Below are 14125 nucleotides of genomic sequence, written 5' to 3'. Positions count from 1 at the left end.
TTAGTTACTTTGAATAATAGCCATTAATTCTTTAGCTGATTTGGTATGAACCATCTTTTCAATATTGTCCATATCAGAACATGTAATCGCGATACCAGATAAAATTTCTAAATGGGTGCCGTCTTTTCCGGCAATTCCAAAAATCAAACGAACTTTCTCACCATCAAAATCAACGCCTTCTGGCACTTGAATCACTGTAAAACCAGATCTTAAAACGTTCTTTTTCGCTTCTTCCGTACCGTGCGGAATCGCTACGTCATTTCCCATATAAGTAGAAGTCATATTGTCGCGCTCAATCATCGCTTCAACGTAGTTTTCTTCTACATATCCGCCTTTTACTAACACGCTCCCTGCAAATCGAATTGCTTCTTCCTTAGAAGAAAAGTGCTGATTTAAGAAAACGTTTTCTTCTTTTAATAAACCATCATTACTATCTGTATTATTTTCTGCAGATACTCTTTTTTCTTTTTCCGCTTTAGAAGTAGTATGATCATTTTTTAGTTGATCAATTAGTTTGTCATATTCCGGACTAGATAGAAAATTATCAACCGAGATATGATACGCATCTGGAACTTTGTTTTGAGCTCTTGGCGTTAGCTCTTCCTGTGTAATAACGATTTGAGCATCACTTGGAATATTACTGATCGCTGTATTCGTTACCGAAATATTTAAATCTGCTTGTTTAACTTTCTTGCGAAGAAGAGAGGCGCCCATCGCACTCGATCCCATACCTGCGTCACAGGCAAAAACAATTTTCTGAACGCTTGCTGGTACTTGTACTTCGCCTTGCTGTTTTGTAAAGCTTCCTGCTACAGAGCTCTTCTTGCCTTTCATCTCTTGCATTTTGCGAGCTGCTTCATCCAAATCTTCCGTTTGCTTGCCCGTTTTTAAAATTAACGAACCTACAATAAACGATACGACGGCTGCAACGAGAACACCGGAGATATTTGCAACATAGCTGCCTGCATTACCTGGTGTAGCAGCTAAAATAGCCAAAATACTTCCCGGTGAAGCAACCGCTTGTAAGCCTCCGCCTAAAAGAACAAATGTAAATACGCCGCTCATTCCGCCTAAAATAGCCGCAATGATTAGAAGCGGACGCATTAAAACGTAAGGGAAGTAAATTTCGTGAATTCCGCCAATAAAATGAATGATGGCCGCTCCCGGCGCTGACTGTTTTGCTGTTCCTTTTCCAAAGAAGCAATACGCTAACAAAATTCCTAATCCCGGACCAGGATTTGTTTCTAATAACAATAGAATTGACTGTCCGTTTGTTCGAATTTGTTCTGCTCCGATTGGAGATAAGATACCGTGATTAATAGCATTGTTTAAGAATAAAATTTTAGCTGGTTCAATTAGAATACTTGTAAGTGGAAGAAGGCCATGTGCAACCATCCAATCTACACCCACTACAAGCGCGCCTGTAAATCCGTCCACGGCTGGACTAACGCCTAAAAAGGCTAGAATTGCTAGAATTCCTCCAAGAATACCTGCTGAGAAGTTATTAATTAACATCTCGAATCCTGTTTTGACTTTACCTTCAATAAACTGATCAAACTTCTTGATGATGTAACCGCCAAGCGGTCCCATAATCATAGCGCCTAGAAACATCGGAATATCAGATCCAACGATGACGCCCATGGTCGCGATAGCACCTACAACGCCTCCACGCTGATCGTGTACAAGCTTTCCTCCTGTGTAGCCGATTAGCAGCGGAAGCAAATACTTGACCATTGGATCCACTAGTTTGGCAAGGCTTTCATTTGGAAAAAAGCCTGTTGGAATAAATAAAGCAGTAATAAGTCCCCATGCAATAAATGCTCCGATATTTGGCATAACCATTGAACTTAGAAAGTTCCCAAACTTTTGTACAGCTACTTTTATATTAGATTGAGCCATTTGCTCTCTTCCTTTCTCTACGTGATGATACTTTAATCGTAAGAGATTAAACGCTTTCATTCAATGAATAGGAAAACTAACTTTGTCGTACCACAGACAGACAAAGCTTTTAATTACATAAAAAAGCAGCTGAACTGTAAAAGTTCAGCTGCTTTCTAACTTAATATTTATCTAATTCACTTACAGGAGATTGAATAATAACCGGATTTTTCTCTGGATTTAACCATTTTAAAATAGAGACAACTTGTTCTTTAGAAGTAGCCGTACATCCTGCGGTATAATTTGTTCCTACATGGAAGAAGATTGCACTTCCCTTTCCTGGCGTTCTAGATTCATTATAATTAATGACAAACCCATAATCGTAAGCGGGGATGTCCATGTTCTCAGCGCTCGTCCAGCGGCCATTCGCCGGCTTTTGCTGCCACGTATTATATAGAGAGCTTTTTGAATCGTCTACCCACACATCATTTGCTGTAATCTTTCGATATGGAAGCTTAGTTCCAGGATTTGCATAGCGTCCGAATGCTGTGCCAATTGTATATTTCCCTGTCGGAGATTCCATATCTCCTTCCTTTTTCGATAAAGCGAATCCTTTTTGTCCAAGTACACCGTTCGCGGTTAAAACTTGCTTCCATTTTCCATCAACTTTTTCAAACGTTTGAATTTTAGCAGACTTCGTATCGTAGTTATCTGCTGTAACCAAGATGACTTGCTGAGCGTTACCTAACGTTTTAAAAGAATCCACTACGAGCTTTGGCGATGTTGTAGCTGAAGCCTGTACATAGTCACTGCTTACATAGCCTGTGCGGCCGTTATAGTTAATTTTGTACCAGCTTCCGCTTTTGCTCACCACAGACAGCTTCTGACCTTTTGTCACACTTCCTATGGATGCATAATTGGTACCTGCTCCGCTTCTTACATTCAGGGTGCTTGCCGTTACTGTGTACGTTGTGCTTTCTGCTGGTGGCGTTGCTGTTCCTGATGCTTGTACATAATCGCTGCTTACGTAGCCCGTGCGGCCGTTATAGTTAATTTTGTACCAGCTTCCGCTTTTGCTCACCACAGACAGCTTCTGACCTTTTGTCACACTTCCTATGGATGCATAATTGGTACNGTGCGGCCGTTATAGTTAATTTTGTACCAGCTTCCGCTTTTGCTCACCACAGACAGCTTCTGACCTTTTGTCACACTTCCTATGGATGCATAATTGGTACCTGCTCCGCTTCTTACATTCAGCATGCTTGCCGTTACTGTATACGTTGTGCTTTCTGCTGGTGGAGTTGCTGTTCCTGATGCTTGTACATAATCGCTGCTTACATAGCCCGTGCGGCCGTTATAGTTAATTTTGTACCAGCTTCCGCTTTTGCTCATCACAGATAGCGTTTGACCTTTCACTACGCTGCCGATAATCCCGTAAGTCGTTCCCGCTCCGCTTCTCACATTTAGCATGCTTGCCGTTACTTTATATGTAACCGTCGCTGCTGCATATGCCTTTTCTTGATTTCCCCCGATTGAGCCAAAGCCAGGCGTTACAGCCGTTGCAAGTGTAGCTGTTAACGCCATCCCCACCATTAATTTTTTCAACTGCTTTCCCTCCATTTATCTCTTATAAAATTCTACTATTTTCTATTCTTAATTCATTATCTTACCATATTCCAAACGAAGGGAAAGGGTCAATAGATGCTTTTCACACGGCCTATAAAAAAAGACAGACCTCCTTGATAGGTCTGCCTCTTTCACTATTATCCTAAATCAACGTTGTGATATACTTGCTGCACATCTTCTAAGTCTTCTAATGCATCAATCATTTTTTCAAACTGAGCTTGTGCATCTTCAGGAAGAGTGACATCATTTTGAGCAAGCATCGTTTGCTCAGCTACTGTAAATTCCGTAATACCAGCATCGTTGAACGCTTTTTGTACCGCATGGAATTGATCCGGATCAGCATAAACAATTACAGAATCTTCTTCCTCTAAAATGTCACGCACGTCTACATCTGCTTCCATTAACAGTTCTAGCGTCTCTTCTTCATCCTTACCTTCTACACCAATAACAGCTGTTGGATCAAACATGTACGCTACTGATCCGCTTACTCCCATATTACCGCCGTTTTTACCAAAAGCAGCACGCACGTCTGAAGCTGTTCTGTTTACGTTATTCGTAAGAGCATCTACGATAACCATTGAGCCATTTGGTCCAAAACCTTCGTAACGAAGATTATCGTAATTTTCTTCTGATCCGCCTTTTGCTTTTTCAATCGCACGGTCAATAATTGCTTTTGGCACATTGTATGTTTTCGCGCGTTCCAATACAACTTTTAACGCTTGGTTTGATTCTGGATCTGGCTCGCCTTGTTTCGCAGCCACATAAATCTCACGGCCAAACTTGGCATATATACGACTTGTATTAGCATCTTTTGACGCTTTCTTTTCTTTAATATTGTTCCACTTACGGCCCATATTGTTTCACTCTCTTTCAAAATTGAATCTAATAAAATAAATAGGCAATGATATATCCGTCTTTATTATACATCAATTCCCTCTTACCTTTCGAGTTTAATACTTAAAAAAGAAAAGCAATCTTTTGGTATATTTCATTAACTAAATAAATGAGAAAACCATTTGATAACCGGCTGAATGATTTTTGTATATACATTTTTAAGCGGTTTGTATATACATCTCATCCAAATCCACCGTAAAGGATAGTAGATCATATGAATTACGATCCACTTAACTCCTTTCCAGAAACAGAGGAATATACGCTGACAAAATGAAACCACAGGAATAACAATTTCATTGTAAAATGGCATCACAACATATTTCCAGAAAAGATAACAAGGGTAACAAACTAGATACAACACAGGGTATAAAACGTACTTCCATATAAATCTAGTTATAGGCAAAAAACATCGTTTCCAAACGAAGAGAATAAAAGGATAGATGAGGACACTCCATAGCCAAGAAATAGGATAAACGAACAAGAAACGTATAATGTATCTCCAAATGAAATCAATGACAGGTTGAATAATTCTTGTTCCTATCCATATGAGGGGCTTAGCGATAAAATATATCCATAGCTTACACAAAATTTGAAATACAAAATAAAAGGGAAAATACAAGACAAAAAAGATGCCTCGCAACACGTACTTGATACTTTGAGCTACTCCACTAATACTTTTCACTTCCTTTTTTATAAGTGAGTTTCGTTCATTTACCTACTCTATTATATAAAATAAATTGAGCAAGCAAATATATTTTTTAGCTCAATGGGAATTATATACAAAAACACCCTTCTATAAATAGAAGGGTGTCTAGAACCTTATTATTCTACAGTAACTGATTTTGCTAAGTTACGTGGTTTATCTACATCGCAATCGCGGTGCAATGCAGCGTAGTAAGAGATTAATTGTAAAGGAATAACCGCTGCTAGTGGTGAAAGTGTTTCATGAACTTTCGGAATCACGTAGCGATCTTCTTCTGTTTCTAATCCTTTCATTGAAATGATACAAGGATTAGCTCCACGTGCTACTACTTCTTTTACGTTACCACGGATGCTTAAGTTTACATGTTCTTGTGTTGCTAATGCAATAATTGGCGTATTGTTTTCAATTAAAGCGATTGTTCCGTGCTTAAGCTCTCCTCCAGCAAATCCTTCTGCTTGGATGTAAGAGATTTCTTTTAGTTTTAACGCACCTTCTAAACCTACATAATAATCAACAGAACGTCCAATAAAGAATGCGTTGCGAGTTGTTGCTAAGAATTGAAGAGCAATGCTTTCCATTTCTTCTTTGTCGTCGCAAAGTACTTCCATTGTGTTTGCTACGATTGCTAACTCTTGAACTAAATCAAATTCTAATTCAATGCCGCGTGTTTTTGCTGTTACAGCCGCTAGAATTGACAGCACTGCTAATTGAGCTGTATAAGCTTTTGTTGATGCTACAGCAATTTCCGGACCTGCATGAAGTAATAACGTATAATCAGATTCACGAGATAATGTTGATCCCGGAACGTTTGTGATTGTTAACGCTTTGTAACCTAGTTCTTTAATTTGAACTAATACTGCACGGCTGTCAGCTGTTTCTCCACTTTGAGAGATAAAGATAAACAATGGCTTTTCAGATAAAAGCGGCATGTTATAAGAGAATTCACTTGCTACGTGCACTTCTACTGGAACCTTCGCCCACGTTTCAATGAATTGTTTACCTACTAGGCCTGCATGATAGCTTGTTCCACATGCTACGATATAGATGCGGTCTGCTTCATCCATCGCTCCTAAAATGTCTGCATCAATGTGCAGTTCATTGTTCTCATTTTGGTACTCTTGAATGATTTTACGAACAACTAAAGGCTGCTCATCAATTTCTTTTAACATATAGTGAGGGTACGTACCTTTTTCAATATCACTTGCATCAAGCTCTGCTGTATAAGGTGCTCTTTCTACCACTTCACCATCAAGCGTTTTAATTGTTACGCCTTCTTTTGTCACAATTACTGTTTCTTTATCCATTAATTCTACGTACTGATCTGTTACTTGAAGCATTGCCATAGCATCACTCGCTACAACGTTAAATCCTTCGCCAACACCTACAAGAAGCGGGCTTTTGTTTTTAGCTACGTAGATTGTATTTTTATCTTCGTTATCAACAAGAGCTAGTGCATAAGAACCGTGAAGCAAGCTTACTGTCTTACGGAACGCTTCTTCTACATCTAAGCCTTCTGCTGCGATTTTTTCAATTAACTGAACGATTACTTCTGTATCCGTTTCGCTTTTGAACGTTACATCTTGTAAATATTCACGTTTCAAAATAGCATAGTTTTCAATTACACCGTTATGCACAAGTGTGAAGCGTCCAGATGTACTTTGATGCGGGTGAGCATTTTCTTGGCTTGGTACACCATGAGTTGCCCAACGCGTATGACCGATACCTGCTGGTGCTACAACACTGTGATCTACTGCCTGACGCAATTCTGCAATACGGCCTTTTTCTTTGAATACGTGTACGCCTTCATTGTTAACAACTGCAATACCCGCTGAGTCATAGCCACGATATTCTAACTTTTCAAGACCACGTAATAAAATTTCTTTCGAATCTTCTGTTCCAATATATCCTACAATTCCGCACATAGATAAAATCCTCCTTCATGTATGAAAAGAGAGTCTCTTTTCATCATCAATGATTATCATCTCAATGCTTTTGTCCAATAAGTCACCTCATTGTTTTTCACATCAAGTTTTCGGCCGTGATAATCAACAACCGGGAGGCATCCGCCGATACTTCGATAAACCTCCTCCTCGTCAACTAAGTCGTTTCCGTCCCTTTACTTAGTTCAGGCGCTTTGTATTCACTTTTAAAATAGATTGTTCACTCCTTTACATAAATTAAGAGACGAACAGATTTAATATTACAATAAGAAGTGAGAAAACGTCAATTATCTTCTTTACTATCTGTAAAAACAGCCTTTAGCATTAGATAATTTCCAAGAATTTTTCTCAACAATATAAAAATATGCATAAGCAGCTTGAAACGTCACCGCTTATGCATATAATTAATGAATTACTCTAAGCCCATTTCTTCTTTTACTACTTCTACGATACGCGTTACATAAGTTTCACATTCTTCTTGTGTTTGTGCTTCAACCATAACACGTACTAACGGCTCTGTTCCTGAAGGGCGTACAAGTACTCGGCCATTACCGTTCATTTCTTTTTCCACTTCTTCAATAACCACTTTTACCTTCTCGTTATCTGTAACATGATGCTTATCTGTTACTTTTACATTTACAAGAAGCTGAGGATATTTTTTCATTTCAGCTGCTAATTCTGATAAAGGCTTTTTCGTTGCTTGCATAATGTTTACAAGCTGAATAGCTGAAAGCATACCGTCACCTGTTGTGTTGTAATCTAAGAAAATAATATGACCTGACTGTTCTCCACCTAGGTTATATTGATTAGCTTTCATTTCTTCTACTACATAACGGTCTCCTACACCAGTTTGTGCACTTTCAATCCCGCTAGCTTCTAGTGCTTTATAGAAGCCTAAGTTACTCATAACGGTAGAAACAAGCGTGTTTTTCTTTAAACGTCCTTGTTCATATAAGTATTTTGCACAAATGAACATAATTTGATCACCGTCTACAATCTCGCCTTTTTCATCGATTGCAATTAAACGATCTCCGTCTCCATCAAATGCTAATCCAACATCCGCTCCTTTTTCTTTTAAGAAGGTACTTAATGCTTCTGGATGTGTAGATCCTACACCGTCATTGATGTTTAATCCGTTTGGAGATGCCCCCATTGTAGAGATATCTGCATCTAAATCCGCAAATAAATGTGCTGCTAACGATGACGTTGCCCCGTGCGCACAGTCTAATGCCACATGAATACCTGAGAAGTCTTCATCAACCGTTTGTTTTAAGTATTGAAGATATTTTTGTCCACCTTCGAAGTAGTCATTTACCTGACCTAAGTCTCCCCCAACAGGTCTTGGTAATTGATCTGTTTCACTATCCATTAACGCTTCAATTTCATTCTCTTGGGAATCTGAAAGTTTAAATCCATCTGGACCAAAGAATTTAATTCCGTTATCTTGAACTGGGTTATGCGAAGCAGAGATCATGACTCCTGCTTGTGCGCCAAGTGCTTTTGTTAAATACGCTACCCCTGGAGTTGAAATAACGCCTAGTCGCATAACTTCTGCTCCAATTGAAAGCAATCCTGCAACAAGCGCTCCTTCTAACATATGACCAGAAACGCGTGTATCGCGTCCGATTAATACTTTTGGTCGCTCTGAATCTTTTGTTAGAACGTAACCACCTAAGCGTCCAATTTTAAAAGCAAGCTCAGGAGTTAATTCACTATTGGCAACTCCTCGTACTCCGTCTGTTCCAAAATACTTACCCATTAATTTTCTCTCCTTCATGTCAAAACATTTAGTTTCCTGATGTATTATCTGTCTGTCCATCTACGGGTGTAGAATTTTCATCACTTTGATTACTACTGTCGTCACCAGTTTCTGTACTATCTGTTGGTGTATCTGTATTATCTTCAGGTGTATCAGTCTCTTCGCTTGGTTTATCAGTTGAATCACCTGAATTTCCCGTCCCAGGATTTGTTCCCGATCCTGATCCAGTTCCCGTGTCTGGCTTTGTTTCTTTATCGCTATCGCTCGTGCTTCCACTTGTTTCTTTATCTGTTTGCTCATCATTTGTCCCTGATTGTTTTTTCGCTGTTACACGAACTTTTGCCTGTTTAGTCGATAGAGTCGATGTAACAGAGTCGGGACTATTTATTATAATAGGAACCGTGTGCTCCCCGGCAGATAAATTCCCTACATTCGCTGACAAGGTAATGCCGCTTTTCGTTAACTTATCTAAATCAGATTTTGGTCCTTTTACATCCGCATCTACTGAAGTAGGAGAAAGCAGTTCATAAGTGTACTTTGAGGATTGACCAGTTAAAGAAACCGGTAAATTCTTAAATGACTTAGTCTCAGCTGCACTTGCATCCGTTTCTTCTGCGTCTTGCTCATCACCTTGTTTGTCTACTTCCACATGAACGGTAATTTGTTTAGGACTTACACTATCTATTCCGTCTGGAACAGGGACGTTCACCTTAATATCTTTAGATTTCGTAATACCGGTAACATCGACTGGAATATTATCAATTTTATCGATTTTTTCTAAAGAATCAGATGGACCTATAATTTTTACTGTATCTGTTTTAGGCTCTAGCTTCGTAATATTGACACCGTCGCCTGGCGTGCCTTCTTGAATCACATCGATCGGCACTTTTTTACTAATATTTCTCACTGGGATTGTTACATTGACCGTTTCTGGTTGAACTGTTACATTCAATTTATTTAAATTCTTGTCTAGTGCGACAACAGTTGCTTGTTTCGTGACTGTTTTTGAAGCATTATCTAAATCAATAATAGCTTTCACATAAGCAACTTGGTCTAATTGACTTGATGCGCCCGTTACCGTGACGGCTCTTGGACTAACGGTTGCTTCCCCTGCTTCATATCCATTCTTCACCTTGTTTTTATCGTAGCTTGCCTCTACTGAAAACTGCTTTGAATCGCGTTCTTCAATTGTTACGTTTACAATATCAGGCTTAACCACTACGTTTAAATTATCAGAGATATTTCGATACTGAACCTTGACTCTATGCTGTCCTAAGCTTAAATTATCAAGGTCAATATAAGCTTGATAATCTTTTTGTAGCTTTGTTTGAGCCAAAATATTTTTAGGACCTTCCAGTGTCATAATAACCGTATCCGGAACACCTCTTACAATTCTGTTCTTCTCATTGTAGGATACTTGAACCGGAACATCTGTTAATGTTTCTACTCCGGTGTTGGCAGAACTGCTTCGGTTCAGAAACTTATTTGATGAACTGGCACCATCATCTAAATTAACAGATAAATATAACATGAAGGCTAACAGCAACGCGATAATTTTCATAACCCACGATCGATTCATCAATTTATCCATTCTTCTTCAACCTCCATTGCCAACGAGTGGAAGAAGTTGCTTTAGAAGTTGTGACTAATTCTTTTTCGAGCATTTCTCTCAATGTATCAATTGTCAATTCACGATACAATTCACCATTTTTGGTAACGGAAATGCCTCCAGTTTCTTCAGATACAATAACAGTCACACTATCTGTTACTTCACTTATTCCTACAGCAGCACGATGGCGAGTACCTAATTCTTTTGAAATAAAAGGACTTTCAGATAAAGGTAAGTAACATGCTGCAGCGGCTACTTGATCCCGCTGTAAAATAACCGCTCCATCATGAAGTGGTGTATTCGGTATAAATAAGTTGATTAATAATTCAGAAGAAATATTAGAGTTGAGCGGTATACCTGTTTCGATATAGTCACCCATACCCGTCTCTCTTTCGATTGAGATCAATGCACCTATGCGTCTTTTAGCCATATAATGCGTTGCTTTTATAATCGCCTCAATCGTAACGGTACGTTCATCCTCTTCAGGCAAATTACTGCGTGAAAACAAACGTCCTCTCCCAAGCTGTTCAAGCGCTCGGCGCAGCTCCGGCTGGAAGATAATAATGATAGCTAAAAACCCATACGTTAACGCTTGGTCCATTAACCATTGCAGCGTATTTAGTCCAAGGAAGTTACTTATAAAGCGGACAACTAAAATCACCGTGATTCCTTTTAAAAGCTGTACTGCTTTTGTACCTCTTATGACCATAATTAATTTATATATGACGAACCATACCAGGAGAACATCAACAATTTTTCCTAAATATGAGAGGATTGGCAGGTCTCCAATAGGCATCTTCTCACTTCCTCTATATATGTAATAAAGATAACATAACCGTTTTATTATACCATAAAACAAAATTACACTGTAAATTACATCTTATTTTTAAATCCTTGTTCCTATATAATGTAGCCTTCTTTTTATATAAATAAAACCGTCCACTATTCCTCTCTAACAAGATAAGCGGACGGTTGTATGTTTCAACTATTAAAAGTCAACAGCTTGTTTGGCATGAGTTTTGACGTTATACCACACCCAGTCAAAAATCTTGTCTAACTCTTCAATATTGCCTGTCACTTCTCCTGCAGAAGCTAGGTACTTATCACCATGTATAACAGTAACATTTCCATCTACTTTTCCTTCAATTTTAATATCGCCATTTCTCACAGTAATATCACCTTTGACGGTCTCACCTTTTGGTACAACGACTGTTTTATCGTGAATGACCAAGTTCGGCTGCTTTGAAACAGAAAAGTCTTCATCCGTTTCCCAAGCTGAAAACACGGTGCCGGACATTAACAGCACAAATACAGCAGCTGCACTAAGAATCGGGTGGTTTGTAAACCATCTATTCATTCGAATTCGATTCTTCTCACGCGGTAACCCAGCCATAACACCTGCTGTAAAGTTCATAGGTAATTCTATATGAGAAGTGCTTTGCACAAATGCAATGGTTCTTTTTAACTGATGCATATGCTGCTGACAACCTTTGCATTGATGCAAATGCTCTTTTAATAATAGTTCATTTTCTTTTGTAATATCTCCATCCAAATGTTCATGAATGAGATTTACATACATTTTTGGACATTTCATTCTTAGTTCACTCCTTACAAGTGGCGAAGTCGATTTCTTAAAGCTTCACGTCCTCTGTGAATTCTAGTCTTTACCGTACCAAGCGGCAGGTCTAAAATATCGCTGATTTCTTTTAACGACAGCTCATCTATATATTTTAGGACAATGACAGTTCGATATTTCTCAGGTAGCTTTAATATTTCCGACTGAATGAATTCTTGCAATTCTACTTGCTCTAGTTCTTCCTCTGGTAAAGCCTGATCGGCAGCTATTTGAGAGTACATATTTAACCCGTCGGTCCCGGCTACTTCTGCATCTAAATAATAGTCTGGCTTTTTTTTACGAATTCGATCAATACAAAGATTTGTAGCAATTCGATATAACCAGGTGGAAAATTTTTTACTCGTGTCATAGCTATGAATATTTACATAGGCTCGAATAAACGCCTCTTGTGCAGCGTCTTGCGCTTCTTCCCGGTTTCCTAACATTCGATAACATAGATGAAAAAGTTTATCCTTGTGATATTCTACTATGTCAGCAAACGCATCCTGGTCACCTTTTTTTACTTTTTTTATTTTCCTTTTTAATAATAAATCCATGTAACGGTTACCTCCGCCCATTGCGGGATAGTATATATACGTGTACTTTATCATAAAGTTTCACTTATGCTTAATTATTTTAACAAAAATTTGTCAAATATGTTTAAAAAGATCGTACGTAGGTTATGTAATTAGTATAGATGAAAAGAAGAGGAGTGGAAAGCTTGACTCATACAAAAGAGAACCTTTTGAATCAAATTGAAGAATGCAGAAATAACATGGTCACCCTTGCAGCAGAAAACCCTTTATCATCACTAACAGTAGTAAGAGTAAGTTCAGAGTTAGATGGTTTATTAAATGAATATGAAAAGTTTTTCTCTATATAAAGAAGCTCTCGAATCCGAACTAAGAGCTTCTTTTTTTTACCTTCATATATGTTTGATGTACCTTTTGGTAGGTACTAATGTTTTATACTAATTTTTCTCCTAAAAGTGAGCCCATTAATGCAACAGCTACGGTAGCTGTTTTATTCCGTTCATCTAAAATAGGATTCACTTCCACAAACTCCGCAGAAGTGATTAGCTGAGATTCTGCCAACATCTCCATAGCTAAATGACTTTCTCTGTAGCTTATTCCACCGATAACTGGCGTTCCTACTCCAGGTGCATCATGTGGATCCAGTCCATCTAAATCGAGTGATAGATGAACCCCATCTGTTTTATCACGCAAATATAAAATTGTTTCTTCCATTACTTTTGTCATACCCATTCGATCTATCTCATGCATCGTATACACTTTAATTCCTTTTTCCTTTATTAGCTCTTTTTCTCCTTCATCTAAAGAACGTGCTCCGATAATCACAATATTTTCTGGCTTGACTTTAGGTGTATAACCGCCAATTCGAGTCAATGCGTCGTCTCCTATACCTATACTTGCCGCCAATGGCATACCGTGAATATTTCCTGAAGGAGACGTATCTGCTGTATTCAAATCTCCGTGTGCATCATACCAAATCACGCCCAAGTTTTGATAATGACGACTTACTCCTGCTAGTGTTCCGATAGCGATGCTGTGATCTCCTCCTAGCACTAAAGGAAACCTTTTATTTGTAATAACATCACTTACGGTCTGAGCAAGCCTCTCGCTAGCATCTGCTACAGCTTTTAAATTCTTTAAGTTTGTATTTTCATCACTATGTACTCGTTCAGCTAAGGCAATTTCAATATTCCCTTTATCTTCTACACTATAGCCAATATTCTCGATGCGTTCAATAACACCTGCATATCGTATCGCACTTGGCCCCATATCGACCCCACGGCGAGTTTGACCTAAATCCATTGGTACTCCAATAATTGAAAGCTTATTCATCATATGTCCCCCCATCACAAATGTTGCTACTCTCTTATTGTAACGGCTAAATGAGCGATGGCTCAACTCGACACTTTTTTGAATATATATACAATTCTAATTTGTAGAAACTGCACAAAAAAACCTTTAAGCAAATTGCTTAAAGGTTGTACGTTTATATGTATGGTGGAGCCTAGCGGGATCGAACCGCTGACCTCCTGCGTGCAAGGCAGGCGCTCTCCCAGCTGAGCTAAGGC

At 38.7% G+C, this 14125-nt stretch carries 12 protein-coding genes; 1 reads left to right on the top strand and 11 read right to left on the bottom strand.

Going from position 1 to position 14125, the window contains the following annotated elements; genetic code table 11:
- From ACFX4E_RS26160 to sigW, 10 genes are all read right to left on the bottom strand, one after another.
- On the bottom strand, positions 1–1899 hold the full coding sequence (locus ACFX4E_RS26160) for a PTS mannitol transporter subunit IICBA (RefSeq protein WP_377238979.1): 1899 nt from the start codon (positions 1897–1899) through the stop codon (positions 1–3).
- Positions 1900–2059: 160 nt separating this feature from the next.
- Entirely contained in the window at positions 2060–2986 is a 927-nt protein-coding gene (locus ACFX4E_RS26155; RefSeq protein WP_377580023.1) for an SH3 domain-containing protein, read from the bottom strand.
- A gap of 5 nt (positions 2987–2991) precedes the next feature.
- Positions 2992–3348, bottom strand: a complete 357-nt coding sequence (locus ACFX4E_RS26150) for an SH3 domain-containing protein (RefSeq protein WP_483879951.1) — start codon at positions 3346–3348, stop codon at positions 2992–2994.
- Between the two features lie 293 nt (positions 3349–3641).
- Positions 3642–4358 (bottom strand): YebC/PmpR family DNA-binding transcriptional regulator, encoded by a 717-nt coding sequence (locus tag ACFX4E_RS26145; protein ID WP_013054976.1) that lies wholly within the window; start codon positions 4356–4358, stop codon positions 3642–3644.
- 862 nt (positions 4359–5220) lie between these two features.
- Complete coding sequence (glmS, locus tag ACFX4E_RS26140) at positions 5221–7023, bottom strand: glutamine--fructose-6-phosphate transaminase (isomerizing) (protein WP_028410402.1); 1803 nt, start codon at positions 7021–7023, stop codon at positions 5221–5223.
- A gap of 430 nt (positions 7024–7453) precedes the next feature.
- On the bottom strand, positions 7454–8800 hold the full coding sequence (gene glmM / locus ACFX4E_RS26135; protein WP_102814028.1) for a phosphoglucosamine mutase: 1347 nt from the start codon (positions 8798–8800) through the stop codon (positions 7454–7456).
- 28 nt (positions 8801–8828) lie between these two features.
- Entirely contained in the window at positions 8829–10391 is a 1563-nt protein-coding gene (locus tag ACFX4E_RS26130) for a CdaR family protein (RefSeq protein WP_028410400.1), read from the bottom strand.
- Entirely contained in the window at positions 10384–11205 is an 822-nt protein-coding gene (gene cdaA / locus ACFX4E_RS26125; RefSeq protein WP_013054971.1) for a diadenylate cyclase CdaA, read from the bottom strand. The genes ACFX4E_RS26130 and cdaA overlap by 8 nt, the downstream gene beginning before the upstream one ends.
- A 192-nt stretch (positions 11206–11397) precedes the next feature.
- Positions 11398–12003 carry an anti-sigma factor family protein gene (locus ACFX4E_RS26120; RefSeq protein ID WP_013081391.1) on the bottom strand — a complete coding sequence of 202 codons (606 nt, stop codon included), beginning with the start codon at positions 12001–12003 and terminating at the stop codon, positions 11398–11400.
- Positions 12004–12017: 14 nt separating this feature from the next.
- A complete protein-coding gene (gene sigW, locus ACFX4E_RS26115; RefSeq protein WP_013054969.1) occupies positions 12018–12581 on the bottom strand; it encodes an RNA polymerase sigma factor SigW in 564 nt (187 codons plus the stop codon).
- A gap of 164 nt (positions 12582–12745) precedes the next feature.
- Here sigW and ACFX4E_RS26110 point away from each other — a divergent pair, with 164 nt between their 5' ends.
- On the top strand, positions 12746–12907 hold the full coding sequence (locus tag ACFX4E_RS26110; RefSeq protein WP_013054968.1) for an aspartyl-phosphate phosphatase Spo0E family protein: 162 nt from the start codon (positions 12746–12748) through the stop codon (positions 12905–12907).
- 82 nt (positions 12908–12989) lie between these two features.
- Here ACFX4E_RS26110 and rocF read toward each other — a convergent pair whose 3' ends face one another.
- Complete coding sequence (gene rocF, locus ACFX4E_RS26105) at positions 12990–13889, bottom strand: arginase (RefSeq protein WP_025753445.1); 900 nt, start codon at positions 13887–13889, stop codon at positions 12990–12992.
- Positions 13890–14125 lie beyond the last annotated feature (236 nt).

Source organism: Priestia sp. YIM B13491 (assembly GCF_042787605.1).
GTDB lineage: Bacteria > Bacillota > Bacilli > Bacillales > Bacillaceae_H > Priestia > Priestia megaterium_E.
This window is presented reverse-complemented; position numbering and strand designations above follow the sequence as displayed.